The following is a 23,641-nucleotide window of genomic DNA, read 5'->3' as shown; positions in this document are numbered from 1 at the left end:
TAAGGGTGTCGGACGGCTCAGGCCAGCCGGTCGACAGCAGCGTCGATGACGGCGTCGACGGCGGCGTCGCGGCGCCCGGACAGGAACTCGATGCGGCCGTCGCGGATGCTCGCGGCGGTGATGCCCGCGTCGTCGACGGCTTCGGCGGCGTCGCCCGCCACGCCACGCACGTCGAGGTCGGCCGCGGTCCGAACGTAGAGGTCGTCGGTGCCGATGCCGACTATCAGGTCCGCGTCGTCACCGCGACGACGCTGGAGTTCGTCGAGGAGGAGGCTCGTCGGCGGGAAGTCGAAGCGGTGGGTGTAGGCGTCGGTGTCCAGCACCTCGACCGTCAGGCCGCCTTCCTCGCGAGTGTCGATGTTGGCCGTCGCGGTGTGAACTTCGGCGTCGAGTTTCTGGCGGAACTGCTCGCTGATGTGGCCAGCGAGGCCGCCCGCGTCCTCGAACAGGAGGTCGGTGATGAGTTCGCGCTTGTCCTCGTAGGACTGGTAGTACGCCTCCAGCGCGATGGCCTCGCGGAGTTCGCTCGTCCGGTCGGCGTCGTAGCCCGCCTCGGCGGCGAGGTCGACGTACGCTTCGGGGGTGTCGCTCCAGTAGGAGACGGCGGGGAGATGCGCGAGGTCGGACTGGACGTCGTCGTTGACCGTCGCCGCGAGCGTCGCGGCGAGCGTGCCCGTCGAGAGGTCGGCGGCGTCGGCGCCGGCCAGCCCGGGGTTGACGATGGCGTCGCAGTCGTCGGCGACGGCGGCGTCGGCCACCTCGGCGTCGACGACGACGCGTCGCGCGCCGTAGATGCCGAGCAGGCCCAGCCCGTCGCTGGATTCGACCGTGCTGCCCGTGCCGACGAGCAGGACCAGCGGGAGCTTCTCGTCGTGTCGGTCGCGGTCCTGAAGCATCCGCGTCACGTCGTTGGTCGCGTCGTCCATGTCGTAGACGGACTCCTCCAGCGGCCGGCGGGTGAAGTAGTGATACTCGGCGTCGGCGGCCGCGTGTTCCTCGTTGATGAGCGGGAGGACGGCACGCTCGATGGCCGCGCCGGCGACGTAGCCGTCGGCCGTCGCGGCGTGGCGGACGACCACGGGTCGGGATTCGAGAACGGCCCGGCGGATGGTCTCTGCGGCGTCGCGCAGGTCGTCGGCCACCGCGTCGATGGCGTCGTGGTCGACCAGCGGCGTCACGTCGTCGGGACGGGCTTCGGCGGTCAGCGCGTCGGCCAGTCGGCGCTCGACCGTCGCCGCCTCGTCGCCTTCGAGAATCGAGAGCGCTTCCGTCTCGACCTGCAGTTCGTCGTAGCGGAGTTCGACTTCGCCGTCGAGGCGAACGACGCTACCGACTTCGACGTCGGGGTAGGCGCGAACGCCCGCCTCGACGAACGCGGCGCAGTCGACGACGCCCGTGGCGTCGCGAAGTTCGAACACGGTCGGGCCGCTCGTCTGACGGACGCTGACGATTTCGCCTTCGAGTCGGACGGTGTCGCCGACGTGGTCGTCGAGCGTTTCGACGTCGACGCGTTCCCCCTCACCCGTCGCTTCGGGAGCGGCGGTCGTCTCATCGGCCGTCGTTTCCTCGGTCGACTCCTCGCTCGCCGTCTCCTCAGTCGTCGGCTCGGGTGCGGACGTTTCCTCGGTCGACTCCTCTTCGGACACGTCCTCGGCCTCGCCGTTCTCGCTTCGCTCGGGCGTCGGCGTCTTTCGGACGGGGCCGGACTCTTCGTCCTCCTCGTCCTCGGTTTCGATGGGTTCGCCGTCGGCGTCGCCCTCGGGGTCGTGAATCCGGGCGCCGCGGAACTCGCTCTCCGACTGTCGAATCGACCACGAGAGGTCGACGTTGCCGTTGTCGCGGACGTTCTTTACCTGTACGAAGACGGTGTCGCCGGGGTCCCAGTCCAGACTCTCGAGTCGCTGGTCGAGTTCGCTCCGGTGAAGCAGTCCCGTTACGCCGGGCGAGAGGTCGACGAACACGCCGAATTCGGCGAAGCCGTCGACCGTCCCCTTGTAGTAGCGGCCCGAGACCAGTTGATCCGGGCTGGAGCCGCGGAAATCAAACCAAACGTCTTCTTCGTGGGTGATCCAATCCATTGAGCGAATCGAACATCCCCATCCTAAAACGATTGTCGAAACGATACGGCATCCGACATCGACTCAGCGTAATGCAAGGTGGAGCCTCCGACCTTGAGGAGTGAGCGTAGCGAGCGAGTAGGTCGGAGAGGAAACCGACACGGGACTACGCCCCAACTCGATGGCTGGCCGACTCCCCCCACGAGCCGTTACAGCGGTAGCGAGGCGAAAGCCAACCCCTTCGGGGAATCCCACGGCTTTAGCCGTGGGAGGAGGTCAAATGATGTACCACGCCCGGAGCAGGGTAACGAGCGCGTCGAAGCCGCCGAACCCATACCCAAAGAGCAGCGCCGCCGGCAGCGCCCCGGCGATGGCGGCCCGCGCACCCGTCGTCCGATGCACCGTCGCGATACCGACCAGTAGGAGGGCCGTCCCGTACAGACAGGCGACGACCCGCACCTCCGGTATCGGCACCGCCGCGAGCGGACCGGGCGCCGCCGCGTAGGCGAGCACCTGCACCGTCTCGCTCACCCCCGCCCGGTCGCGGACGACGGCCAGCAGACACAGCGTCTGCAGCGCCGCGAGGAGGTGGAGGAGCGCGGGCGCGACCAAGAGCGCGACCAGTAACACGATTACTGCCGCCCGGAGCGGCCCCGAGGCCGGGAACCCCGCCGGGTCGAGCAGCGCCAACAGGAGCGCGTACGCGACGGCCATCACGACGGCAAAGACCAGTCCCGGCGCTTGGTCACCGGGGGCGACGCCGTTCTCGAAGAAGCGTTTCGGCCGCCCGAGCACTTCGACCCACGCGCGAGCGATGCCACGCGGGCCGCGTTCTCGACCACCGCGGGGGTCCTCGACCCAAGTCGTCACGCGTGAGCCTGTCTCAGCCGTCGATAATGGACGTTGTGATTCATTCGCTTCGGGACTCGATGTGTGCGAATTCGACGACTCGACGTCCCAGCGTCTCGACGCGGCCGGCGAGTTGCTCGTCGGCGAAGTCGTCGCCGTCGAAGGCCGACGACGCTCGGGGGATGCCCGCCTGATGGGGGACCACCCACGCGTCGAGTGTCCGACACACGACTCGCAGGTGGTCGAGCGCCGAGACGGGGAACGCGCCGCCCGAGACGGCGAGGAGTCCGACCGTCGCCCCGTCGAACTCGTCGCGCCCGCAGTAATCGAGCGCGTTCTTCAGCACCCCGGAGTACGAGCCGTGATAGACGGGGGTGCCGAGCAGTATCGCGTCGGCATGGCGGACCTGCCGGGTGAACGCCGCGCTGTCGCCTTGGTCCGCTACGTCCGGATTCAAAGGTGGCAGGTCGAACGCTCGAAGGTCGAGAAAGTCAGTCTCGGCTCCCCTCTCGGCCGCGGCGTCGAGTGCGTGTCGAAGGGCGACTCGCGTGTGACTCCGCTCGCGCAGACTCCCCGCCACGGCGACGATGGTAGTCATTCGTCGGGCACCCGGACCGCGGCAGTCGGAGTCACCACTCTAGACCACCGTTGACGCCGAGCACCTGTCCGGTCATGTAGCTGGCGTGGTCGCTGGCGAGGAATCGGATGATGCCGACGATATCTTCCGGGTCGGCAAACCGGTCGAGCGGGATTTCGGCTCGAATCCGCTCCCGAACCCGCTCGGGCACCTTCTCCAGCATATCCGTCGTCACGAAGCCGGGCGCGACGCAGTTGGCCGTCGTGTCGTGGGCCGCGAGTTCGAGCGCGAGCGTCCGCGTGAACGCGAACAATCCCCCTTTCGAGGCGGCGTAGTTGGCCTGCCCGTAGTTGCCCTGCTGGCCCACCACGCTGGAGATGTTGATGAGGCGTCCGTGGTCGGAGTCGCGAATGTCGTCGAAGAAGGCCTTGGTGCAGTTGAACGTCCCGCCGAGGTTGACGTCGATGACCGTCTGCCAGTCGTCGTGTGACATCTCCGAGAACGTGCGGTCGATGGTGATGCCGGCGTTGTTGACCAGTACGTCGACGGCACCGAGTTCGTCGTGTACCGCCTCGGCCATCGCCGCCACGTCGTCCGGTTCCGACACGTCCGCCTGTGCACACATCGCTGTCTCCCCGTTCTCCTTGATTATCTCGCGGACTGCCTCGGCCTCGGCGGCAGAGCTCCGGTAGTTCACGACCACGCTCGCACCACAGCGCGCGAGTTCGAGCGCGATGGACCGGCCGATGCCACGCGACGCGCCGGTGACGAGGCAGGTTCGGTCGGCGAGTGGGCGCGGGTCGAGTGGGTCCAGCGTGACGGTCGAGTCCGGCGACATGCACACTACGTGTGGCCGCTGGATGTTAATTATTCGCGCCCGCTACGCTCGCAGGCGCACCACGGCCTCGTCGCCCTCGCCCTCCACTTCGACGAGTTCGTCGTCGGCCAAGTCCGCCAGCAAGCCCCGAAGCCACTCTTGGCCGTGGTCGCCGCCGTAGTCGACGCGAATCCGCGGCCCGAGTTCGTCCAGCGCCAGTTCGTCGTACTCCTTCAGCGTCCGGACGACCCGCCCGCGGAACTGCCGGCGACTCCCCTCGAAACTCGGCTGGGTGGGCACGTCGGGCGCGGTGAAATCACCCGTCTCGTAGGCGTGACACCACTCGCGCCACGGACACCCCTCTTCGTCGCACCGCGGCGTCTTCTGGCAGGCGACGCCGCCGAGTTCCATGATGGCGTTGTTCCAGACGCGAGAGGCGTCGTCGGGCATCAGGTCTTGGGCCACGCGTTCGAACACGGCGTCGTCGTCGGGAACGTCGAACGCCCGATACAGCACGCGCTTGACGTTGGTGTCGACGACGGCGTCACCGTTGTTGAACGCGAAACTCGCGACGGCGTTGGCGGTGTAGGGGCCGACGCCCATCAGCTCCGCGAGTTCGTCGGGCGTCTCGGGGAACTCGCCGTCGAACTCCTCCAAGACCTGCCCAGCGGCCTCGTGGAGGTAGCGGGCGCGGTTGTTGTAACCGAGGCGCTGGTCGGACCAGAACCCGACCACCTCGCTCCGGTCGGCGTCGGCGAGGGCGTCGACGGTCGGCCAGCGGTCGAGGAAGGCGTCCCACGCCTTGACCACCCGGTCGAGTTGGGTCTGCTGGCTCATCACCTCGGAGACGAGAATCTCGTAGGCGTCGTCGGTCCGACGCCACGGGTAGTCGCGGTGGCCGGCCTCGTACCACTCGACGAGGGCCTCGCGGACGGCGTCGCGGTCGGCCGCCTCGAGGGCGTCCTCGGTCCCAGTCTCGGTCATCGACCATCGGTACGGCCGAGACGGATTAAGGCGTGGGGTTCGAGCCGCGGGATACTGTCCAGAGGAGTGCGTCTGAACTGTGGATACCTCGAAAGCCCCGACTCTCTGGAGTCGGGGGTAGCGAGGCGGCACAGCCGCCTCGGAGCCGCGCACGGCAAGCCGTGCGCGCCCCTCGCTGCGCTCCTCGGCCTTCGGCCTGCGGTGCTTACGTCAGCCGCCTTCCTCCAGAGAGTCGCCCCTTTCAGTCCCGCCGGTACCGGCTGGCTAACCGGCCATCGCTGGGCGGGACTGAAAGGGCCGGTCGTTCGAGGTGGTTCCAGTCACACCGACTCACCTGAACACTACTGAGTCGTAGAGTCGAAAGCCGTATTCCGCGCCCGGGCGTTGCCCCGCCCATGAGTCTCGACGACCTGACCGCGGACGTGACCGCAACTTACAGCCGCCTCGGCGACGAGCTGTCCGTCGAACTGGACCGCGAGACGCGCAACGAACTCGCGATGCTGTCGACGGCGCTCGGAACCGACGACGAGTCCGAACTCGTCCGGCGGGCCATCCACGCCCTCTATCGCTCGACGGTCGACACGGGTGACCTCGATTTCCACCTCCGACAGGGGTACGACGTGACCTACGACGAGTATCTCTCGGGGATGACCTACGACGAGATGAGCGGCAACAGCGTGTCACAGACGGACCAGACCGACGAGCGGCGGTATCAGCAGTAACGGTTCGATTAGCTGAGTCGCTCGGTCGCGCGCTCGGCGCCCTCGACCAGCGCCTCCAACTTCGCCCACGCAATCTCGGGGTCGACCATGCCGAGGCCGGCCTGCGTGCTGAACCCGCAGTCGGGGGCGGCGACGAGCGTCGTGTCGTCGTCGACGGCCTCCGCAACGCGTTCGAGTCGGTCCGCAATCGTCTCCGGGTGGTCGATGATGTTCGTCTTCACGTCGACGACGCCGGGCATGAGCGTCCAGCCGTCGGGAAGCGGCTGTTCGGCGAACGCGCGATACTCGTGCTGGTGGCGGGGATTCGCCTGCTCGACGCTCAGCCCCGAGATGTCGGCCTCGTAAATCACCGGCAGCATCTCCACGAGGTCGGTGTCGAGGTGGTGCGGTCCCTCGTAACTCCCCCAGCAGGTGTGGAGCCGGACCTGTTCGGCCGGCACGTTCGACAGCGCCTCGTTGAGCGCGTCGACGTGGAGCCGCGTCGCGGCCTTGATTTCGTCGAGCGGTTCGTCGGCGTAGGCCGCCGTGTGCCCGATAGTGAGCAGTTCCGGCGCGTCTATCTGGATGGTCAGTCCCGCGTCGGCGACGAGTTCGTACTCCTCGGCCATCGCGTCCGCGACGGCAAAGAGGAACTCGTCGTAGGAGTCGTAGTAGTCGTTGACGTGGGTGGCGGTGACGACGCTCGGCGACGCCGCGGTCATGAACGTGTCTTCCGCGTCGGCATCGGCGGCATCGAGTGCGTCCTCGAACTCCGCGAGTTCCTCGGTGGCCCGTTCGTGGCCCGTGTACTCGACGGGACCGGTGACGACGGGGTGTTCCGCGAGGTCGATGACGTCTGTCTTGAACGTCTCCTCGGCGTAGTCGGGGAACTCCTGCAGGTCCGCCCAGAGTTCCTGTTCGCGCGTGCCGTCGATACCGCTGAGGCGGTCCGCGACGTACCAGTTGAACGAGACGCGGGACTGCTCGCCGTTGTTGATGCTGTCGAGGCCCACGTCGGTCTGGCGCTCGACCACGTCGTGCGTGGCGTCGACGACGGCTCGGTTCCAGTCGTCGGCGTCGACGTCCTCGTCGTTCTGTCGTCGCTGGAGGTAGTCGAGCAGTTCCGGCGGTCGGGGGAGACTTCCGATGTGTGTCGTGCGGATTCGGTCGTCGGTCGCCATACACGCGTGGTCGGCGCCGATTGCAATATGACCCACGATGTTCGCCGTTCGAGCGCCGCGGGTAGCGGACGGTTTTTGTGCCGTGACGCCCCCGTAGGCGTATGGACACTGCGGACGTCGAGCGACTCATCGAGGAGGGTATCGAGGACGCCGAGGCGACGGTCACCAAGCCCCGAGTCCCGGACGAGGACCACGAGGACGCACACTTCGCCGCCGAAGTCGTCTCGCCGGCGTTCGAGGGGCTGTCGCTCGTCGAGCAACACGAACTGGTGTACGACGCGCTCGAAGGCCACATGACGACCGACATCCACGCGATGGAGATGAAGACGTACACGCCGGAGGCGTACGCGGAACACGGGTCGGACGCGTAGCGGTAGCTTTTACGAGCCGGCTGTCGTTCGCTCGCGCATGAGCGACGACTCCGAGTTTCGCGTCGAGCGGGACAGTCTCGGCGAGATACAGGTGCCAGCCGACGCGTACTGGGGCGCCCAGACCCAGCGCGCCATCGAGAACTTCCCCATCAGCGACGCGAGGTTCGGGCGGCGGTTCGTCCGCGCGCTCGGCATCGTCAAGAAGTCGGCCGCCCGCGCCAACCGTGACCTCGACCTCCTCGACGCCGACGTGGCCGACGCCATCGTCTCGGCGGCGGACGAGGTGATTGCGGGCGACCACGACGACCAGTTCCCCGTCGACGTCTTCCAGACCGGGTCCGGCACCTCCTCGAACATGAACGCCAACGAGGTCATCGCCAACCGCGCGGCGGAACTGATGGGCGCGGAGGTGGGCGACCGGGTCGTCCACCCCAACGACCACGTCAACTTCGGGCAGTCCTCGAACGACGTCATCCCCACCGCGATGCACGTCGCGGCGCTGGAGGCGGTCGAACGTGACCTCGTGCCCGCCCTCGAAACGCTCGCGGACGAACTCGACGAACAGGCGACGGCCTTCGACGGCGTCGTCAAGACGGGACGCACCCACCTGCAGGATGCCACGCCCGTCCGTCTCGGGCAGGAGTTCGGCGGGTATCGAACGCAGGTGGAGAAGGGCATCGAGCGCTGTGAGTCGGTCACGCCCCGCCTCGCCGAACTCGCTCTCGGCGGGACGGCGACGGGGACGGGTCTCAACACCCACCCCGAGTTCCCCGAACGCGCCGCGGAGTACATCGCCGAGGAGACTGGCCTGCCGTTCCGCGAGGCCGACGACCACTTCGAGGCGCAGGCCGCTCACGACGCGATGAGCGAGGCCCACGGCGCGCTTCGGACCGTCGCGGGGTCGCTGAACAAAATCGCGAACGACCTCCGACTGCTCGCGTCCGGGCCGCGAAACGGCTTGGGAGAAATCGAACAGCCGGAGAACCAGCCGGGGTCGTCGATTATGCCCGGCAAAATCAACCCCGTCGTCGCCGAGGCGGTGAATCAGGTCCATACGCAGGTCGTGGGCAACGACGCCGCCGTCTCCGCCGGCGCCGCGGGCGGGCAACTCGACCTCAACCTCTACAAACCAGTCGTCGCCTACAACTTCCTCCAGTCGGCGAGCCTCCTCGGGAACGCCGCCGAGACGTTCGCAACGAAGTTCGTGGCGAAACTCGAAGCCAACGAGGAGCATTGTGCCGACGCCGTCGAGCGCTCGATGGCGCTCGCGACGGCGCTCAATCCCGCCATCGGCTACGACAAGGCGTCTGAGGTGGCCAAGACGGCGCTGAAAGAGGGCAAGACCGTGCGCGAGGTGGCCGTCGCGAAGGGGTATCTGACGGAGGCCGAGGCCGACGACGTCCTCGACCCGGAGCGGATGACCCACCGCGGGATTCTGAGCGCGGACGACGACGGCGAGTGACCCGCTGAGCGTGGTACTGAAACGACACGTTGATGGTAGATGCGGCGGATTTTCGGCGTATGCAGCTGCACGTCTCCACGCGTCGGGACCTCCTCGTGTGTCGGAAGTGTGACGCGGAGTTCCCGGAGGGGCGCGCCACGAAAGACGGCTGGACGTACGAGTGTCCCGAGTGCGGCGAGGCGTCGGGACTCGGCGACGGCCTACGGCGCGTCCGGTCCTGACCGTCGTCCGAGGGCGATTGCGAGCGCCGCGAGCGCTGCCAAGAGTGTCACGGCGCCGAATCCGGGCGCCACGCCGCTCGTCTCGGGCGACTGCTCGCCCGTCATCTCGGCGTCGGTCGTCGCCTCCGAATCGCTCGCCGTCGACTGTTCTTCGCTCAACCGGTCCCGTGCTTCGCCCTCGACGAACGGGTGGCGGTCGGCGTCGAGTTCGGCCCCGCTCGCCATCCCGTCACCGTCCGGGTCGAGCGACGGGTCGGCGACGTAGTACGCGGGGTCCGTCGGCAACGGCGGTAGGTCGTCCGTCGTCGCGTAGCGGTCCAGCCACGACCCAATCGAGTCGTCGCCGGTCACCTCGATGACCGCCGCGCGGAAGGCTTGGTAGTTTTGGAAGGGTTCGGACCGCCCGGCGAACACGTCACTGAGCGACTGTTCGCCGTCGGTTCGGCGCTGTATCTCGGCGTCGAGCGCCGCGAGGACGTGGGCGCCCTTGTCGTAGTTCGCGGAGGTTCCCCGCCACGTCTCGCTGTCGGTGAGGACGGCCGACCGGCCGTCGGGGCCGTACTCGTCCGCGCGGAGGCCGTCGAGGAACGAGTCGTAGGTGCCGATGCCGTCGTTGAAGGCGAAGACGCGGCCGTAGTACTCGGCGCTGGCTTCGGTGAGCCACGTCGCGTCGCTCCGTCCGACGGTCCCCAGCCGAGTGTGGACGTACTCGTGGGTAAACACCGACCCCGTGGAGTCGAGGCGGACACCGGAGCGCCCGACCCAGAACGCGGTGTCGACGGTGGCGGCCTGCACTGGCGCTTCGTCCAACCCGCTCAGCGGGAGGACGAACACGGTCATCGAGTCACGCTGGACGCCGAAGTCGAACCGTCCGTCCGCGGTTCGGAGAAACTCGATGGCGCGCCCGGGGTTGGCGTCCGCCGCGCCGAGGACGAACGTCGCCTGCCCGTCACCGACGGTGACGTTCCGTCGCTCGTGTGCCCCGACGTACGCGAGATGGCTCCGGGCAAAGCCGTCCTCACCCTCCGCGATGGTGAGCGAATCGGTCTGGAGTGGGCGCGCGTCGGTCCGCACCTGCACTCGCGTGTTCGGCTCGGAGACGAACGCCCAGTCGTCGCGTTCGAGGCCCCGGACGCCACTCGCCATCGAGTCGCCCACCGCCATCCGTATCGAAACTGTGGGTCGCTCGGTTTCGGTGTCCCAGAGGAAGCGCCCGTCTTCCGTCCGCTCGAAGCCCTCCATCCCGTCGACGGTGATGCCGTCGAGGCTGACGACCGGAATCGCGACACGTAACCCCGTGACCGACGACGGCACTTCGTACTCGAAGGTGAGGGTCACGCTTCCGGGTTCGTCGTTGCGCGAGACGATGCCGCGCTGGTGGAGCACGGCCTCCTCGCTCGGCGTCGACGTTGCCTCCCCGCCGTGATTGGGCAGGGTCGTCCACGACTCGGATACGTCGGCGTCAGTCGTCGCGACGGCGGGCGCCACGCCGGCGACGACGAGTAGTATCACCACACCCAGCGTTCCACACACGCGGCTCCGGCGGGACGTCATGGCCCGCATTGGGAGTGGTCGACAAAGTATCTGTGGCCGCTACTCTGGATAGTGTTCAGATTAGCGCGCTCGAACTGAAACACCTCGAAAGCCCCGACCCGCTGGAGTCGGGGGCCTCGCTGCGGTCCTCGGCCTACGGCCTGCGGTCCTTGTGTCGGCCGCCTTCCTCCAGCGGGTCGCCCCTTTCAGTCCCACCCGGTGGCAGCCGGTCGGCCAGCCAACGCGGGTGGAACTGAAAGGGGCCGGTGTCTCGGCGTACCCGGACGAAGCAAGCACCGCAACGGAGTGAGGAGCGTGGTTCGAGAGAGCTTCGCTCTCTCGTCATTACCAGAACCCGTCGGGTTCTGGTTAGCAGTCAGAACTCTACGAGTTCTGACGACATCACGAAAGAGTGCGTTGCACTCTTTCGAACGACAGCGAGTCCCGGGAGTCGAGACACCGGGGGCTTTCGAGGTGGTCGCAATTTTATCCGTTTATCTGAACAGTGCTCTACTCCGCGTCGAGACGCTCGGCGGCGTCGCGTTCGAGAAGGGGTTCGGCGTTCGTCGTCGGGAGCGTCACCACGTCCTCGCTCGCGAGGTCGTACTCCCGCTGGTCGACGCCGAAAATCTCGCCCACGTCGCGGGTGATGCGCAGGGTCGTGCGCTCGGTGTCGGATGTCGACGTGTCGGCGTCGCTCGTTGGCTCCGCGTCGGTTTCGCTCGTCGGCTCCGAGTCCTCCCCAGTCGCTGGCGAGGGGTCGGCGTCGCCCGCTGGCGACGCCGCGACGGCGCTCCCGCCGTCCGGGGTCGGGTTGTCGGACGGCTCGCTCGGTGACGCCTCCGGCACCGAGTCGTCGGCCGGCGGTGCGGGCTCCTCGGTTGCCGCTCCGTCGCTCTCGCCGCCCATGGCTTCGGCCAGCAAGTCGTCGGGGTCGGGGGCGGAGCCGAGCGCTTCGTCGGGCGGCGACGGGTCGGACGGCGACGGGTCAGCCGTGGACTCCGCCGGCTCTGACGCGTCGTCAGCCGCGTTCGCGGCGCCGCCAGCGAGCGCGTCGAGCACCGTCTCGCGGTTGGTCTCGATGCGAGCGACGAGGTCCTCGAAGAGGTCACGCTCCTCGTGGGTGAGGCCCTCGTCTTCGGTGGCCATGCCCGCCGCGGCGAACGTCGCGCGCTTGACGATTTTGCCGATGCGGCGCTCGTAGATGCTCTCGACGACTTCCTCGGCCGTCTCGATTTCGTCCGTCAGGCGACTCACTTCGGGCGAGGAGAAGGGGTCGTCGGCTTCGTCGGCGACGCGTTCGCGTTCGGCCTTGCGTTCGGCGATGTACTCCGCAACGTCGCGATAGAACGAGTCCCGCAGGTGCTGGAGGCTATCTTTCTGTCGTTCGGTGCGCTGGACCGTGCGCAGTTCCTCCACGTTCATTCTTTGACCTTCCGGGCTCGGTTGCGCGTCATCAGGAACACGCCGACGCACTCCGGTATCGAACACTCACCGGCATCGAGTGTAAAGCTGTCGCCAGCCAGTTCCACCGTGCCCGGGTCGGTCACCTCGACCCGGACCGTGTGGCCGGTGAAGCGCTCGGGGACGGCGTCGACGAGCGGGTCGAAGTCGGCGACTGCATCGCGGTCGAGTCGGCGGACGACCAGCCCGCTTCCCCCGTGGAGACTGCCGGGGAGGCGGATGAGCCGGTGGGTGTCGGTCGTCACCGGTTCGTCGATGGGCGCCGTCTCCTCGGCCACCGTCTCCTCGGCGAGCGCCTCGACCAGCATCCGCGCGCCCGGCCCCCCGGCTTCGACGTTGCCGCGTTCGACGGCCGTCGGGTTGTCGACGAAGGCGTCGAGGAGCGTGCTCGCCCGCCCCTCGCCGATGCCGTCGAACGCCATCAGTCGCTCCATCGCGTCCGCCTCGTCTAACTCTTGCAGGTCGTCGACGAAGGCTTGCAGGCGTCGATGCGTGCGCTTCCCCCACCCGCCGCGGGTGCGAAGTTCGCGCCGGGTCGTCCCGCCGACCGCGCGGGTCCGAACCAGCCCCTCGATATCGAGGTCGACCGCGCGGACGTAGTCGACGATTTCGCGCCGCGCCTCGGAGTCGAGGTCGGCGAGGCCGTCGTCGCGGACGTGGACGTGATAGCCGCGCCCGCCCGAGAACACGACGGTCACGTCCTCGAAGTCGAAGTCGGTTTCGAGCAGGTCGAGCAAGCGCAGGAGGGCGTCCTTACACGCCGCGAGCATCTCGGCGTAGGTGGCGGCCTCGGGGTCGATACTTGGCAGGTGGTCGGCGTCGAGGTCGAACACGAGGTCGGCTCCGAGCCACCCCTTCTCGTCCATCGTCTGGGCGCCGGGGTCGTCGTAGCGCGCCGCGGAGAAGTAGACGTGTCGGGGCGCCTCGCGCGCGAGGAAGTCGCTTACGTCGCCGAGGTCGTAGATAGACTGGTGGCGGACCATCGTCGTCGACTCGCCGCTGGTCCACGGGATGTGTCCCCACTCGCGGGCGTCGGCGGCGGGCGGGAGCGTCGGCGCCGCGCCGCGGTAGTAATCACCGAACCGGCCGGCGAGGTACTCGCGTGTCCGTCGGTCCATTCGTCTACGCCCTGCGTCGCCGACGATTTAGTAGCTTCCGAACGCCGCCGACGCCGCGGCCCGTGGAAACCCTTTTTTCCGGTGCCGGAGAGGTACCGGCATGGATAGTGGGGCGGTCGGACAGACGATGCCGGAGCCACCGACACAGCCCGGAGCGCTGCTGGAGTGGCTGTGGACGCTCATGTCGGTTCGAATCGTCGTCGCCTTTCTCATCGTCGGCCTCGGCGTCGTCGTCTCGAAGTTCCTCGTGCGCCTGTTCGGGCGGCCCGTCGCCCGCCGATTCCAGCGCCAGAGCGTCGCCCAGACCGTCCTCGGCCTACTCCGTGTCTCGACTGTCGTCGTCGCGACGTTCGTCGCGGGGAGCATCGTCGGCCTCGGCATCGGCGACATCGTCCTCTCGGTGACCGTCTTCTCGGCCGTCCTCGGTATCGTCCTCGCCCCCATCGTCGGGAGCATCATCAACGGCGTGTTCGTACTCGCGGACAACCCCTACGAAATCGGCGACATGATTGAGTTAGAGAACGGTCGGCAGGGCTTTGTCGAAAACATCACGCTCCGCTACACCAAGATATTCACCCTCGACAACACCTTTCTGGTCGTCCCCAACTCCTCGATGCGCGAGCGTGACGTGACGAACTTCTCCGCCGAGGACGAGCGGACCCGGCTCTCGATACCCCTTCTCGTCACGTACGAGGGGGATTTGGACGCCGCCCGGACGCTCATGGAGCGGGCCGCCCGCAACTGCGACGGCGTCATCGAGGGGGGGCCGGACATCCGCATCGGGAGCGCGCGCTACCCCGCGAAGCCGACCTGTCTCATCGACGCCTACGCCGACAGCGGCGTCCGCCTCTCGCTCCGGTTCTGGGTGCGGACGCCCTACAAGATTTCGCGAATCGAATCGACCGTCCGCGAGCGCATCTGGGCGGCGCTGGAGGACGCAGACGTGGAAATCGCGTACCCGCACCAGCAGTTGCTGTTCGACGAGAACAGCGGGCAGGCACGGGTCGCCCTCGAAGAGGCGACGGCACCGGCCGAGCGAGAGGAGACGAGCGGCGTGACGGAGCGCGAACCGATGGAGAGCGACGACCTGTCGGACGACGCCGGCGCCGACGGCGGCGAGTGACTCACCCGGCGCTGACGGTAATCACTTCGCAGTCGAGTTTCTGGCGCAGGAAGCGGTCGATGTCGGGGTCGTCGAGGAGGCGGCTGAACGTGCGACGCCATCGGCTGACCTGCTTCGACCCGATGACGACCACGTCGGCGTCCTCCGCCGCCACCTCGTCGAGGATGGTCTCCTCGACGAGAAAGCCGCGGCGGACGACGTAGCGAGCGCGGTCGACCGAGCCGAACTCCGATTCGACCGCTCGCTTGAGGGCGGTCCGGGTCACCTCTTGGCCTTCCTGATAGAGGTCGACGTGGAGGACGGTGAGGTCGGCGTCACGCTCCTCGGCGATGCGGAGCGCCTCAGCGAGCGTCGCCCGTGAGTGCCGACTGAGTGGGTAGCGGACGGGGACGACCACCAGAGTCATACCCCGACGAACGTCGCCGGGGCGTTTCAATCTATGCGATTCGAGCGCTCAGTCTTCGAGTTCGAACGCGACTTCGACCTCGGCCTGATACTCCCGGTCCGGGACGCTCGCGAGTTCGACGCCGAGTTCGTCTACCTCGACCCACTTCACCTTATCGAGCGTCGTGTCCGCGCGGTCGATAGCGTCGTCGACGGCGGCGTCGAAGCTCTCCGGACTCGTCCCTATCAGCGTGATTTTCTTGAACACCATGACCTGTCAAGGATTCGTCGAGCAGTACCTTAAAATCCCGTCCCTAAAACTGGCAGTCGACGAAGACCGGTCGGGTTTCGCCACCCCCAACATATATGCCGTCATTGACGGAAACGTGTGTCGTGTATCGAGCGCGAAAACGTGTGGAAGGGGGGACCGTTGGAGCAACTGTGCAGTAGTGTGTCCAGAGACTGCACACGCCGAGGGCGGCGTCGGCGCCGACTCGGCGGCGACGGCTTGCTTCGGGGGGACCGCCGACAGCGGACCGCGAGTGTGAGATGGGCCCGGAACTCAGTCAACCGGAGACGACAGAGCGCTCCCACGACGACCTGTTCTCGCTGCTCCGAAACGAGCGCCGCCGCGAGGTCATCCGGGCGCTTCAGGCGGCCGACGACCCACTCGACTTGCGCGACCTGAGCGAGCACATCGCGGCCATCGAGAACGACTGCGACGTGTCGGCCGTGACGTACAAACAGCGCAAGCGGGTGCAGACGGCGCTCTATCAGATGCATCTCCCGAAACTCGACGAGAGAGACGTCATCGAGTACGACCGCCGCGCCGGCCGCGTCGAACTCGCGCCGGGGGCGGCGGACTGCCTTCCGTATCTCGACGCGGAGACGACGGCCACGAGTCGTCGCTGGTGGCAGTGGTATCTCGGCGTCGCGGGCGTCGTCGTGGTCCCCGTCGGACTGGCCGCTCTCGGCGTCCACCCCTTCGCGTCGATTCCCGGTGTCGGCTACGCTACCATCGCGTGGGCGGCTTTTGCGCTGCTCTCCATCGCGTACGTCCTCTACGAACGCCCGGAGTAGCTAGCGGTCGAACCGCGCCGCGAGCGCCCCGGTCAGGTCCGTCAGGTGGGCCGTCCCCCACACCGCGACGACGACGCCGCCGAGCGTGTCGAACAGCAGGTCGAGCATCGTGTCGCCCAGTCCGTACTGCGTGAGGACGCTCTGGGTGCCGGAGAAGGAGGCGACACCCGCCACCGCGAACTCGATGACCTCCCAGAAGACGCCGAACGCGAGGACGAACAGCAGGATGAACACGAACATGAACCGGCCGGGGAGCGAGACGCTGTCGGAGTGGAGTTCGACGGCGCGGGCGGTGGCGTACCCAACTGCGGCGACGATGGACGACGACAGCGTGTGTGTCATGTGGTCCCACCACCAGATGCTCCGGTAGAAGTTGGTGGTCGAGCCGGGCAATCCGGCAGTGCCGAGGGCGTGGAAGAAGACGGCGACGGTAATCCAGAGCGTCAGCGCCGGGTCCATCGGGATGTGGTAGTCGCGTTCGAGGATGGCTGGCAGTTGCGTCACCGCGAGTCCGATGCTCGCGTTGACGACGATGCCGGGGTTCCCGCGTTCGAGTCCCAGTCCCACGAGGCCGACGAGTAGTATCTGCATCACTCGCGTGAGTTGCTCCTGTCGCTGGCGCGAGAGGCCGATGCGGTCACGAATCCGCATCAGTTCTCACCCACCCGTTCTGCGGGGTCGACGGGGTAGCGCGGCGTGTCGTCGGCGTATCGGCGGAAGTAGTACTCGAAGCAGACGCCGGCGACGACGCCCGCGACGGTTGCGGCGACGAAATCCCACATGAGCGCCGTCTCGATGGTATGTTCCGGGCGGCCGTCGAGGAGGAACTGCGTGCCGAAGAAGACGTCAGAGAGCCACCGCACTTCGGCCCACACGCCCGCGGCGGCGACGGTGGCGATGACCACGAACAGCACCGCGAAGGAGTAGCTCATCCTGACCGGCGTGAACACGTCCATCTCGACGGCGAGGATGAGCGCCGCGGCGGCGACGGCGACGTACGTGGTGATGCGCCCGGTGAGCGTCACGCCGCCGACGGTCTGCCCGATGACGAGAAGCCGTCCCAGCGCGGGGGCAGAGGCGAGCGCCAGCACCTCCCACGGAACCATCGCATCCGCGCGGCGAAAGGCGAGCGGCGGGAGGAGCGCGAGCGCGACCAGCGCGAGCGTGAAGCCGGCCCAGAGCGCCCGGCCGTTCCACACCGCCGCACCCCCGACGAGACAGAGCACGGCGACGAAGAGCCACGCCAGCGCGGCGTTGAGCCGACGCCGCTCGAACAGCTGTCGGAGCCCGGCATCGGGGTCGGTAATCGACATAGGGGCCGTTCGACACGAGACGTGAAAACGCTTCGGCGGCGGGGCGAAGATACAAACCGATGTCGCCACTCCTAGTAACTGATGCCGACCGATTCGTCCGGCCGGGCGACCGACGGGGAACAGACGTGGCTCGATCTCGTCGACGACGTGCTCGATACGGCCATCGATAGCGAGGAGGACCTCGAATGCACGTTCGAAGAGGTAACCGTTGACGTCCCGCTCCGGATGGACTCAGACGCCGAGTTCGCCCGGTGGCATCTCGACGGGACCGTCAGCGTGCACGTCGAGGGGATGCGCGGCCCGCTTGCAGACTGGCTCCGCTGGTGGTCGCAACAGCTCTCCTGAACGTGCCCGACGCCACGTTTCAGGTGTTCGACCACGACGGAGACGTCCGTTGGTGGCTCCGAACCGACGACGGGACGACACTCGCCGTGAGCGACGGCGCGTACGAGAGCCGGCACGCCGCGATGCGCGACGTCCAGCGGCTCAAACACGTCGCCGCGTCGGCCGGCGTCGAGGCCGGCGACTGACCTACCAGCCTTCGAACTTGTCGCGGCGGAAGACGTCGATTTCGTGAACGGTCGAGTGGTCCTGTGCCGCGGCGAAGCCGATGGCGTCCGCGATTTCTTCCGGCTCGCTCACCTCGCCCGGCTCGAACCGCTCGGCGAAGGATTCGCCGTCGTCGCCGCCGAAGTCGGTGCGCACCTCCGAGGGGTTGACGACGGTGACGCCGACGCCGTCTGGGCCGGCCTGTGCTTCCACGCTGTGGGCGAACCCACGAACCCACCACTTCGTCCCGGCGTACACCGGATTGCCGGGCCGGGGGTACTGCCCCGCGAAACTCCCGACGAAAATCAGGTTGCCGTCCGACTCGGTGAGATGCGGGAGCGCCGCCCGCGTCGCGAAGAAGACGCCGTCGACGTTCGTGTCCATCATCGCCCGGTAGTCCTCCGTCGAGAGGTCGGCCACGTCGCCGCCACGACCCAGCCCCGCGTTGTTGACGAGGACGTCCAGCCCACCGAACGCCTCGACTGTCGTCTCGATGAGGTCGTCGACGGCGTCCTCGTCGCGGACGTCCGTCGGGACGACGAGCGTCTCGGCGCCGTATTTCGTTTCGAGGTCGGCGGCGATGGCGGCGAGTCGCTCCTCGCTCCGCGCCGCGAGCGCGACTCGGGCGCCTCGGCTCGCCAACTCGTGAGCGGTCGCTTCCCCGATGCCAGAACTCGCACCCGTGACGACGGCCGCGCTGTCTTCGAGACTCATGCTCGTTCGGGCCGTCGCTCCCGAGACTCTTTTAGCCTTCGTGCGCCCCGACTGTCGGACGTGACCGGCTCTCATCCGCGACCCGAGATTAAGACCGTTTGCCATTACGTGGCTGCTCAAAAGCGTCCGCTAACTCGTATAACCCTGTATCTCCAAGATTCTCGACGATACCGTGTTCCTCCAATCGGCGCAATCGTTGGGTGATATACTCTCGCGACCAATCAATCCGTGTCGCCAAGAACGCGGCAGTTACTCGGCCCTCGTCAAGTTCCCCTAAGATTGCCTTATCCGCGTCGTTGAGCGGAGGGCTGGTCATACCTTATTCGGTGATTTCGGTGTTAATCAACACCGTTGGTTAATGATATTAATTAATATCATAAAATATTTGATTGCCCGTATCTACTTGTTATTGAAGGCCCGCACACAAGGTGCGTAACGACTACCCCGGTTGAAGACACAGAGATACGTAACTAAGCAATGCCGGACAAAACTCACCAAGTCACTTTCAATTCGCTCTCCGGGTCGATTGAAGCGCTTGAAGACGTAGATTGGACGTTCAAGAGCGCAGACACTGGATACCTCACTCACGGGCTTCACTCTTATCCCGCCCGAATGATTCCACAGATACCGGATACGCTTCTCAATTACTACAAGTCAGAGGGTGTTATCTCCGAAGGAGATACTGTCTACGACCCATTCAGTGGGAGCGGGACTACTGCCGTTGAAGGCCGTCTGCACGGTCTTCATGCCGAAGCTAATGACGTGAACCCGCTCGCCTGCCTCCTAACGCTCACAAAATCTATTCCCTTGGATTTGGTTGAGCTTAACTCGGCCCGCGACGACCTTCTTGATGGACTGGCTGACGAACTTAGAACTGTCCGTCACTCCTACGAAGACGGGACATTGGAATTTGACGAAGTACCGGAAATCCGCGACGGGTGGTTCCCTGAACCTCAACTGCAAGAGCTGTGGCACATTCGCCAGCGAATAGATCGTATCGAAACGGAATATAGCGACCAGATAGCCCGGTTCTTCCGTACCACTCTCTCGGGGATCACCAGACGAGTCAGTTATCAACGGAACGGAGAATACAAGCGATATCGTCTTCCCGAAGAAAAGCGAGAAGAACACGACCCGGACGTATTCGACCTGTTCCAATCTGAATTGAGCGACAATGTTGCTCTAATGCGGTCATACAGCGAGAAGGTAGACCACTCTCTAAATACGGCTGTTCACTATGCAGATTCCCGAACGGCGACCGAAAACGAAAATGCTGTTGAGGAAGAGAGTGCTGATATTGTAATTACCTCTCCGCCCTACGGAGATCACCGTACAACTGTCGCCTACGGACAATTCTCGCAAGACCCGGCAATCATCGCGGGCGACTGCGGCTACGACGAGATGAAAGATGTGGATAAGATTGGTCTTGGAGGATCGAAGAGTGATCTTGAGCCGATAGAGGCGTTAGAAGACTGGTCGTCTGCATTTGGCGCAACGATGGAGACACTACGTGAAAACGATGGTCGTGCGGAAGATGCCCTGAATTTCGTCCGAGACTATTTCGAGGTCATGAAAGAAGTGGCAAAGATTCTGAAATCGGGTCAACCTGCCGCGTGGGTTGTAGCCAATCGAACTATGTCGAGGGTGAATATCCCGACCCATCTGATTACTCGTGAACTTTGTGAGCATATCGGCTATGAACACGAAGTTACGCTACCCCGCGAGATACCCACCAAGACGCTCCCGTGGGAGAACGCCCCGGAGAACGTCGAGGGAACAAAAGGCGATCTGATGGCCAACGAGAATATTGTAATTATGCGATCTCCGTAGACGATTATACGTCGTCCAACGTTTCTTGCCCCGGTGGGACAGAGGGCGACGGATCGGGAGAATCTATTTCAGACGCGTCCTGCTCACCGAGTAACGGTATTCTTTCCTCGAACGCTTCATCCAATCGGCTATCGTCCATAATCCGCCACGCAGTCCCTCGATTTCGATTTGCCCCACTTTCTTTCAGGTGCATACGAAGATCGAGCGTGATTTCCCCGTCTCGCATTAGACGTAGGAAGGCGTCTCCGTCGAAGCCGTCCAACAGATACGCTTCGTTGTACCAGAAGTATTCTCGCCCGTCAACTTTCTTCGTATCTGCAAGAACCATCACCAGCGCGGGGAATTTCTCCTCGAACCGCTCTTGAAGATAGTCTAATGGATACGTTGCACAGACGCCAACTTCCTCGTGGACAACGGATACTGACGTGTTATCGTAGTCGAGAGAGAATCCTCGTGAGTTTGGCGTACTCGGCCTAATTGTCACCTTGAGGGCTTCTCTACCCTTATCATCAACGTAACCGAGCTCTTTCACCATCTTCGTCCCCCAAAAGGGGCGCTCGTCTTTCGGCGGCTCCTTCGTGAACAGAGTAGTGAGATTGTGGGAGTCGCGCCGGGTGGATTTCAACTCAACTCCTACGGCGTCCGGGCCGGGAATATTGTTTTCGTCAATGCCGAGCAGGTCTTCAAGCGTCTTCCCGATCCCCGTGTTCCCCGCACGATGTGTTTCGATATATCCCTGCTCGCTTATTTCTCGCAAGCGTTCTACGAAATCCTCAAAATCCTCCATTTGTAGGACCTCGATAGAGTAAGGGAAGAGTAATTACTTTGGTGAATGATGTGTATTAATAGTGTGAAGTTTTCTGCGACACCCGGAGACATAGCGACGACGTTCGTACTCGGAGCAATCTCAGCGGACTTTGCGTGGCATATTAGCGACTTCTGATCTACTCCCCACTCTGCTCACAGGTAGAAGTAGAGAAGGAGAACAGAGACGATAGTAACGAGTGCGACGATGAACACTACGAGTTGAACAACCGAGGTGCCGGCCGTTGCTATCGCCGCCGCTGAGGCCACGAGATAGGCGATGATCTCGGTTAACTCGGACACGCGGCTCAAGCTCTCCCAATGTTCGCGGTACTGACGGGTTCAGCGGTGTTATAAAACTGTATTGGAGGCCGCCTATTCATCACCCGCCTTTTCGACGCAATTTGCTGTCTGCTTGCTTGTTGGCGGAAGGGTCGCGGGTTTCGGTCTATTTGGATACGTTGAGTCTGTATCAAGAGCAATTACAATCGGGTTACGGCGAGTTGAAGTTGCTGACGAAGCAAAAAAACAGGGCTTATAAGCAATCGGTACATCGAATCTACTGTGGAAGCCCCGAAGGGCACTACACATAAAAACTGAGGCGTGAGCCGAAGTTTGCTCCGATAGTGTAGTCCGGCCAATCATATTGCCCTCTCACGGCAATGACCAGGGTTCGAATCCCTGTCGGAGCATTCTGTTGATTTCGCTTCGGGGAGCGGCAGTGCCGTGGTTCGTATCAAATTCCGAGGTGTCGGTACTGTCTTCGAATCGCGCTCGCTATCGCCGAAAACTCGGCACATCTCCGACAATCTGCACTAACGCTGCTCGATGCTCGATTTCTCGTATCAGTATAGTTATCTCTGATCAAGTCGTCTGATGCGGCATGGCTCAAGAGTCCGCTAACCGTCTCGTGGAGTTCCTCGAGGACGAGGCGAAAGAACACCTACGAGGCGCGATTCACTACTCTGAGGAGGGCTACGAACTGCTGTACATGCGCGAAGATGTCGACGCGATGTACTCCGATGACGACCTGCTGAATCTGAGTGCGTACTACCGACAGCAGAGCGACGTCCAGACCACCGACGAACCGTTCACGCTGGGGAACTGCCACTGTAACGTCTCGTTCTACGACGAGGCAATCCTCTTTCACTTCGGGCAAGGGGACAGCATCGGGACGGTAATCACGCTGGAACCGGAAGCGGGCCGAAACATTGTCGGCTTCATCACCGAATGCCTCAAACTCCTCCACTTCGACACGCCCCAATCTATCGAGAACGCGCCGAAGTGGATTGGCGCCTGACGCCTATCGCTCGTCGCCCTGAAACACCGTCTCGCCGGGCGTCGTCGTCGCGCCGCTCCCGAGTGTCACGCCCGGATTCAGACTCGTGTTGACGCCGGTCCGGACGCCGTCGCCGGCGACGACGCCGAACTTTCGCCGGCCGGTCGACACTCGCTCCCCGCGGACGACCATCGTCACGGGCTCCTCGTCGTGGCGCAGGTTGGCGACGTTGGTGCCCGCGCCGACGTTGGCGTCTCGGCCGAGGACGCTGTCGCCGACGTAGGAGAGGTGTGCGACCGACGTGCCGCGCCCGACGACGCTGTTTTTGATTTCGACGCCGTGGCCGACGTGGACACCAGCGGCGAGATACGTCGCCCCGCGGACGTACGCGTTCGGGCCGACGGTGACGCCGCTGGCGAGATACGCCGGCCCGGCGACGACGGCGCCGGCGTCGACGCTCGCTCCCGCCTCGACGACGACGGCCCCGCGCACGTCGGCGTCGTCGTGAACGTCGCCCTCGATGGACCGCTCGACGTCGCCGAGCCTTCGCTCGTTCGCTTCGAGCAGTTCCCACGGCCGGCCTACGTCGAGCCAGCTATCGAAGGGCACGACGGCGACGGCTGTCCGCTCACACACTCGCGCGAGTACGTCGGTGAGTTCCTGTTCCCCCCGCTCGCTCTCCTCGACGGCGAGCAAGTCGCGTGCGGACGCCGGGAAGACGTAGGCGCCGGCGTTCACCTGATTCGACGGCGGGTCGGCCGGCTTTTCCACGATGTCGACGAGGCGGTCCCCCGTCTCGTCGGTGGCCAACACTCCGTAGAGGTGGGGGTCGTCGACGCGATAGGACCCGACCGCTGGCCCGCGGTCGTAGAGCGTGGCGAGCGACGGCACGTCGTAGAGCGCGTCGCCGTTGAGGACCGCGAATGGCCCGTCGTCGAGTTCGGGGGCTGCGACCCGGAGAGCGTGTGCGGTCCCCCGTTGCTCGGACTGGGTGACGAACGTCACCGGCACGCCGGCGAGTTCGTCGCCGAAGTGGTCGGTGACGACGTCAGCCTCGTAGCCGACGACGATAATCAGCCGGGAGGCGCCGGCCTCGACTGCCGCCGTGGCGGTGTGTTCGAGCAACGGCTTGCCGGCGACCGGTAGCATCGGCTTCGGAACGTGGTCGGTCAACGGTCGCATCCGTGTCCCCTGACCCGCGGCGAGAAGGACCGTTTGCATGGCCGAACG

Annotated in this window: 28 protein-coding genes and 1 tRNA gene; 11 read left to right on the top strand and 18 right to left on the bottom strand. The window is 65.2% G+C overall.

Going from position 1 to position 23,641, the window contains the following annotated elements:
* Positions 1-17 precede the first annotated feature (17 nt).
* From ACQUSQ_RS08725 to ACQUSQ_RS08705, 5 genes are all read right to left on the bottom strand, one after another.
* Positions 18-2,078 (bottom strand): DHH family phosphoesterase, encoded by a 2,061-nt coding sequence (locus ACQUSQ_RS08725; protein ID WP_435068336.1) that lies wholly within the window; start codon positions 2,076-2,078, stop codon positions 18-20.
* Positions 2,079-2,333: 255 nt separating this feature from the next.
* Positions 2,334-2,927, bottom strand: coding sequence for a YIP1 family protein (locus ACQUSQ_RS08720; protein ID WP_435068334.1), 594 nt, complete (start codon positions 2,925-2,927; stop codon positions 2,334-2,336).
* A 40-nt stretch (positions 2,928-2,967) separates the two neighbouring features.
* On the bottom strand, positions 2,968-3,504 hold the full coding sequence (locus ACQUSQ_RS08715) for an NADPH-dependent FMN reductase (protein ID WP_435068332.1): 537 nt from the start codon (positions 3,502-3,504) through the stop codon (positions 2,968-2,970).
* A gap of 31 nt (positions 3,505-3,535) precedes the next feature.
* Positions 3,536-4,321, bottom strand: coding sequence for a beta-ketoacyl-ACP reductase (locus tag ACQUSQ_RS08710; protein WP_435068331.1), 786 nt, complete (start codon positions 4,319-4,321; stop codon positions 3,536-3,538).
* A 42-nt stretch (positions 4,322-4,363) separates the two neighbouring features.
* Positions 4,364-5,284, bottom strand: coding sequence for an A/G-specific adenine glycosylase (locus ACQUSQ_RS08705; protein ID WP_435068329.1), 921 nt, complete (start codon positions 5,282-5,284; stop codon positions 4,364-4,366).
* Between the two features lie 395 nt (positions 5,285-5,679).
* On the opposite strand from ACQUSQ_RS08705, the gene ACQUSQ_RS08700 reads away from it, so the two are divergent.
* On the top strand, positions 5,680-6,006 hold the full coding sequence (locus ACQUSQ_RS08700) for a hypothetical protein (RefSeq protein WP_435068327.1): 327 nt from the start codon (positions 5,680-5,682) through the stop codon (positions 6,004-6,006).
* 8 nt (positions 6,007-6,014) lie between these two features.
* Here the strand turns inward: ACQUSQ_RS08700 and ACQUSQ_RS08695 are convergent, their stop codons facing one another.
* Positions 6,015-7,166: a methionine synthase gene (locus ACQUSQ_RS08695; RefSeq protein WP_435068326.1), complete on the bottom strand. Its 1,152-nt coding sequence runs from the start codon at positions 7,164-7,166 to the stop codon at positions 6,015-6,017.
* 101 nt (positions 7,167-7,267) lie between these two features.
* Between ACQUSQ_RS08695 and ACQUSQ_RS08690 the strand changes: the two genes are divergently transcribed.
* The 3 genes from ACQUSQ_RS08690 to ACQUSQ_RS08680 are packed head-to-tail and all read left to right on the top strand — an operon-like array spanning position 7,268 to position 9,220.
* Positions 7,268-7,537 (top strand): BolA family protein, encoded by a 270-nt coding sequence (locus tag ACQUSQ_RS08690; protein WP_435068324.1) that lies wholly within the window; start codon positions 7,268-7,270, stop codon positions 7,535-7,537.
* Positions 7,538-7,574: 37 nt separating this feature from the next.
* Positions 7,575-8,999: a class II fumarate hydratase gene (locus ACQUSQ_RS08685; RefSeq protein WP_435068323.1), complete on the top strand. Its 1,425-nt coding sequence runs from the start codon at positions 7,575-7,577 to the stop codon at positions 8,997-8,999.
* A gap of 59 nt (positions 9,000-9,058) precedes the next feature.
* Complete coding sequence (locus tag ACQUSQ_RS08680; RefSeq protein ID WP_435068321.1) at positions 9,059-9,220, top strand: HVO_2901 family zinc finger protein; 162 nt, start codon at positions 9,059-9,061, stop codon at positions 9,218-9,220.
* On the opposite strand, the gene ACQUSQ_RS08675 is transcribed toward ACQUSQ_RS08680, so the two are convergent.
* From ACQUSQ_RS08675 to priS, 3 genes are all read right to left on the bottom strand, one after another.
* The gene (locus tag ACQUSQ_RS08675) at positions 9,200-10,774 is read right to left on the bottom strand and encodes a hypothetical protein (protein ID WP_435068319.1); all 1,575 of its coding nucleotides are present in this window, start codon (positions 10,772-10,774) and stop codon (positions 9,200-9,202) included. The genes ACQUSQ_RS08680 and ACQUSQ_RS08675 overlap by 21 nt on opposite strands.
* Before the next feature lie 489 nt (positions 10,775-11,263).
* Positions 11,264-12,178, bottom strand: a complete 915-nt coding sequence (locus ACQUSQ_RS08670; RefSeq protein ID WP_435068317.1) for a DNA replication complex subunit Gins51 — start codon at positions 12,176-12,178, stop codon at positions 11,264-11,266.
* On the bottom strand, positions 12,175-13,335 hold the full coding sequence (gene priS, locus ACQUSQ_RS08665) for a DNA primase small subunit PriS (RefSeq protein ID WP_435068315.1): 1,161 nt from the start codon (positions 13,333-13,335) through the stop codon (positions 12,175-12,177). Before priS ends, ACQUSQ_RS08670 begins: the two co-directional genes overlap by 4 nt.
* A gap of 100 nt (positions 13,336-13,435) precedes the next feature.
* Between priS and ACQUSQ_RS08660 the strand changes: the two genes are divergently transcribed.
* Positions 13,436-14,458, top strand: coding sequence for a mechanosensitive ion channel family protein (locus tag ACQUSQ_RS08660; RefSeq protein ID WP_435068313.1), 1,023 nt, complete (start codon positions 13,436-13,438; stop codon positions 14,456-14,458).
* Position 14,459: 1 nt separating this feature from the next.
* Here ACQUSQ_RS08660 and ACQUSQ_RS08655 read toward each other — a convergent pair whose 3' ends face one another.
* Entirely contained in the window at positions 14,460-14,864 is a 405-nt protein-coding gene (locus ACQUSQ_RS08655; RefSeq protein ID WP_435068312.1) for a universal stress protein, read from the bottom strand.
* Between the two features lie 48 nt (positions 14,865-14,912).
* A complete protein-coding gene (locus ACQUSQ_RS08650) occupies positions 14,913-15,113 on the bottom strand; it encodes a dodecin (protein WP_435068310.1) in 201 nt (66 codons plus the stop codon).
* A 278-nt stretch (positions 15,114-15,391) separates the two neighbouring features.
* Here ACQUSQ_RS08650 and ACQUSQ_RS08645 point away from each other — a divergent pair, with 278 nt between their 5' ends.
* Positions 15,392-15,922, top strand: a complete 531-nt coding sequence (locus tag ACQUSQ_RS08645; protein WP_435068308.1) for a DUF7344 domain-containing protein — start codon at positions 15,392-15,394, stop codon at positions 15,920-15,922.
* Here ACQUSQ_RS08645 and ACQUSQ_RS08640 read toward each other — a convergent pair whose 3' ends face one another.
* Together ACQUSQ_RS08640 and ACQUSQ_RS08635 are read right to left on the bottom strand one after the other, a co-directional pair.
* On the bottom strand, positions 15,923-16,573 hold the full coding sequence (locus tag ACQUSQ_RS08640; RefSeq protein ID WP_435068306.1) for a hypothetical protein: 651 nt from the start codon (positions 16,571-16,573) through the stop codon (positions 15,923-15,925).
* On the bottom strand, positions 16,573-17,235 hold the full coding sequence (locus ACQUSQ_RS08635; protein ID WP_435068304.1) for a hypothetical protein: 663 nt from the start codon (positions 17,233-17,235) through the stop codon (positions 16,573-16,575). The genes ACQUSQ_RS08640 and ACQUSQ_RS08635 overlap by 1 nt, the downstream gene beginning before the upstream one ends.
* 81 nt (positions 17,236-17,316) lie before the next feature.
* Between ACQUSQ_RS08635 and ACQUSQ_RS08630 the strand changes: the two genes are divergently transcribed.
* Entirely contained in the window at positions 17,317-17,580 is a 264-nt protein-coding gene (locus ACQUSQ_RS08630; RefSeq protein ID WP_435068302.1) for a hypothetical protein, read from the top strand.
* Positions 17,559-17,765: a DUF1508 domain-containing protein gene (locus ACQUSQ_RS08625; protein ID WP_435068301.1), complete on the top strand. Its 207-nt coding sequence runs from the start codon at positions 17,559-17,561 to the stop codon at positions 17,763-17,765. The genes ACQUSQ_RS08630 and ACQUSQ_RS08625 overlap by 22 nt, the downstream gene beginning before the upstream one ends.
* A 1-nt stretch (position 17,766) precedes the next feature.
* Here ACQUSQ_RS08625 and ACQUSQ_RS08620 read toward each other — a convergent pair whose 3' ends face one another.
* Positions 17,767-18,498, bottom strand: coding sequence for an SDR family oxidoreductase (locus ACQUSQ_RS08620; RefSeq protein ID WP_435068299.1), 732 nt, complete (start codon positions 18,496-18,498; stop codon positions 17,767-17,769).
* Between the two features lie 88 nt (positions 18,499-18,586).
* On the bottom strand, positions 18,587-18,814 hold the full coding sequence (locus ACQUSQ_RS08615) for a winged helix-turn-helix transcriptional regulator (RefSeq protein WP_435068297.1): 228 nt from the start codon (positions 18,812-18,814) through the stop codon (positions 18,587-18,589).
* A 161-nt stretch (positions 18,815-18,975) separates the two neighbouring features.
* On the opposite strand from ACQUSQ_RS08615, the gene ACQUSQ_RS08610 reads away from it, so the two are divergent.
* A complete protein-coding gene (locus ACQUSQ_RS08610; RefSeq protein WP_435068295.1) occupies positions 18,976-20,328 on the top strand; it encodes an adenine-specific DNA methylase in 1,353 nt (450 codons plus the stop codon).
* A gap of 4 nt (positions 20,329-20,332) precedes the next feature.
* Here ACQUSQ_RS08610 and ACQUSQ_RS08605 read toward each other — a convergent pair whose 3' ends face one another.
* A complete protein-coding gene (locus ACQUSQ_RS08605; RefSeq protein WP_435068293.1) occupies positions 20,333-21,115 on the bottom strand; it encodes an MvaI/BcnI family restriction endonuclease in 783 nt (260 codons plus the stop codon).
* 173 nt (positions 21,116-21,288) lie between these two features.
* Entirely contained in the window at positions 21,289-21,435 is a 147-nt protein-coding gene (locus ACQUSQ_RS08600; RefSeq protein WP_435068292.1) for a hypothetical protein, read from the bottom strand.
* Positions 21,436-21,749: 314 nt separating this feature from the next.
* Here ACQUSQ_RS08600 and ACQUSQ_RS08595 point away from each other — a divergent pair.
* Both ACQUSQ_RS08595 and ACQUSQ_RS08590 read left to right on the top strand, forming a co-directional pair.
* Positions 21,750-21,824, top strand: a tRNA-Glu gene (locus ACQUSQ_RS08595).
* A gap of 191 nt (positions 21,825-22,015) precedes the next feature.
* The gene (locus ACQUSQ_RS08590; RefSeq protein ID WP_435068290.1) at positions 22,016-22,432 is read left to right on the top strand and encodes a hypothetical protein; all 417 of its coding nucleotides are present in this window, start codon (positions 22,016-22,018) and stop codon (positions 22,430-22,432) included.
* A 3-nt stretch (positions 22,433-22,435) separates the two neighbouring features.
* On the opposite strand, the gene glmU is transcribed toward ACQUSQ_RS08590, so the two are convergent.
* The gene (gene glmU / locus ACQUSQ_RS08585) at positions 22,436-23,632 is read right to left on the bottom strand and encodes a bifunctional sugar-1-phosphate nucleotidylyltransferase/acetyltransferase (RefSeq protein ID WP_435068288.1); all 1,197 of its coding nucleotides are present in this window, start codon (positions 23,630-23,632) and stop codon (positions 22,436-22,438) included.
* Between the last annotated feature and the right edge of the window lie 9 nt (positions 23,633-23,641).

The sequence above is a fragment of the Haloplanus sp. C73 genome (genome assembly GCF_051195115.1).
In the GTDB taxonomy this organism is placed as follows: Archaea; Halobacteriota; Halobacteria; order Halobacteriales; family Haloferacaceae; genus Haloplanus.
The sequence above is the reverse complement of the archived record's forward strand: the minus strand, read 5'-3'. Positions and strand labels throughout refer to the sequence as shown.

Excerpts from the sequence above, each read along its gene's own strand:
- priS (WP_435068315.1), bottom strand. The coding sequence starts at position 13,335 with ATGGACCGACGGACACGCGAGTACCTCGCCGGCCGGTTCGGTGATTAC.
- ACQUSQ_RS08610 (WP_435068295.1), top strand. The coding sequence starts at position 18,976 with ATGCCGGACAAAACTCACCAAGTCACTTTCAATTCGCTCTCCGGGTCG.
- ACQUSQ_RS08640 (WP_435068306.1), bottom strand. The coding sequence starts at position 16,573 with ATGCGGATTCGTGACCGCATCGGCCTCTCGCGCCAGCGACAGGAGCAA.
- ACQUSQ_RS08620 (WP_435068299.1), bottom strand. The coding sequence starts at position 18,498 with ATGAGTCTCGAAGACAGCGCGGCCGTCGTCACGGGTGCGAGTTCTGGC.
- ACQUSQ_RS08645 (WP_435068308.1), top strand. The coding sequence starts at position 15,392 with ATGGGCCCGGAACTCAGTCAACCGGAGACGACAGAGCGCTCCCACGAC.
- ACQUSQ_RS08725 (WP_435068336.1), bottom strand. The coding sequence starts at position 2,078 with ATGGATTGGATCACCCACGAAGAAGACGTTTGGTTTGATTTCCGCGGC.
- ACQUSQ_RS08615 (WP_435068297.1), bottom strand. The coding sequence starts at position 18,814 with ATGACCAGCCCTCCGCTCAACGACGCGGATAAGGCAATCTTAGGGGAA.
- ACQUSQ_RS08655 (WP_435068312.1), bottom strand. The coding sequence starts at position 14,864 with ATGACTCTGGTGGTCGTCCCCGTCCGCTACCCACTCAGTCGGCACTCA.
- ACQUSQ_RS08685 (WP_435068323.1), top strand. The coding sequence starts at position 7,575 with ATGAGCGACGACTCCGAGTTTCGCGTCGAGCGGGACAGTCTCGGCGAG.
- ACQUSQ_RS08590 (WP_435068290.1), top strand. The coding sequence starts at position 22,016 with ATGGCTCAAGAGTCCGCTAACCGTCTCGTGGAGTTCCTCGAGGACGAG.
- ACQUSQ_RS08635 (WP_435068304.1), bottom strand. The coding sequence starts at position 17,235 with ATGTCGATTACCGACCCCGATGCCGGGCTCCGACAGCTGTTCGAGCGG.
- ACQUSQ_RS08670 (WP_435068317.1), bottom strand. The coding sequence starts at position 12,178 with ATGAACGTGGAGGAACTGCGCACGGTCCAGCGCACCGAACGACAGAAA.
- ACQUSQ_RS08650 (WP_435068310.1), bottom strand. The coding sequence starts at position 15,113 with ATGGTGTTCAAGAAAATCACGCTGATAGGGACGAGTCCGGAGAGCTTC.
- ACQUSQ_RS08715 (WP_435068332.1), bottom strand. The coding sequence starts at position 3,504 with ATGACTACCATCGTCGCCGTGGCGGGGAGTCTGCGCGAGCGGAGTCAC.
- ACQUSQ_RS08700 (WP_435068327.1), top strand. The coding sequence starts at position 5,680 with ATGAGTCTCGACGACCTGACCGCGGACGTGACCGCAACTTACAGCCGC.
- ACQUSQ_RS08710 (WP_435068331.1), bottom strand. The coding sequence starts at position 4,321 with ATGTCGCCGGACTCGACCGTCACGCTGGACCCACTCGACCCGCGCCCA.
- ACQUSQ_RS08690 (WP_435068324.1), top strand. The coding sequence starts at position 7,268 with ATGGACACTGCGGACGTCGAGCGACTCATCGAGGAGGGTATCGAGGAC.
- ACQUSQ_RS08675 (WP_435068319.1), bottom strand. The coding sequence starts at position 10,774 with ATGACGTCCCGCCGGAGCCGCGTGTGTGGAACGCTGGGTGTGGTGATA.
- ACQUSQ_RS08630 (WP_435068302.1), top strand. The coding sequence starts at position 17,317 with ATGCCGACCGATTCGTCCGGCCGGGCGACCGACGGGGAACAGACGTGG.
- ACQUSQ_RS08660 (WP_435068313.1), top strand. The coding sequence starts at position 13,436 with ATGGATAGTGGGGCGGTCGGACAGACGATGCCGGAGCCACCGACACAG.
- ACQUSQ_RS08705 (WP_435068329.1), bottom strand. The coding sequence starts at position 5,284 with ATGACCGAGACTGGGACCGAGGACGCCCTCGAGGCGGCCGACCGCGAC.
- ACQUSQ_RS08680 (WP_435068321.1), top strand. The coding sequence starts at position 9,059 with ATGCAGCTGCACGTCTCCACGCGTCGGGACCTCCTCGTGTGTCGGAAG.
- ACQUSQ_RS08605 (WP_435068293.1), bottom strand. The coding sequence starts at position 21,115 with ATGGAGGATTTTGAGGATTTCGTAGAACGCTTGCGAGAAATAAGCGAG.
- ACQUSQ_RS08695 (WP_435068326.1), bottom strand. The coding sequence starts at position 7,166 with ATGGCGACCGACGACCGAATCCGCACGACACACATCGGAAGTCTCCCC.
- glmU (WP_435068288.1), bottom strand. The coding sequence starts at position 23,632 with ATGCAAACGGTCCTTCTCGCCGCGGGTCAGGGGACACGGATGCGACCG.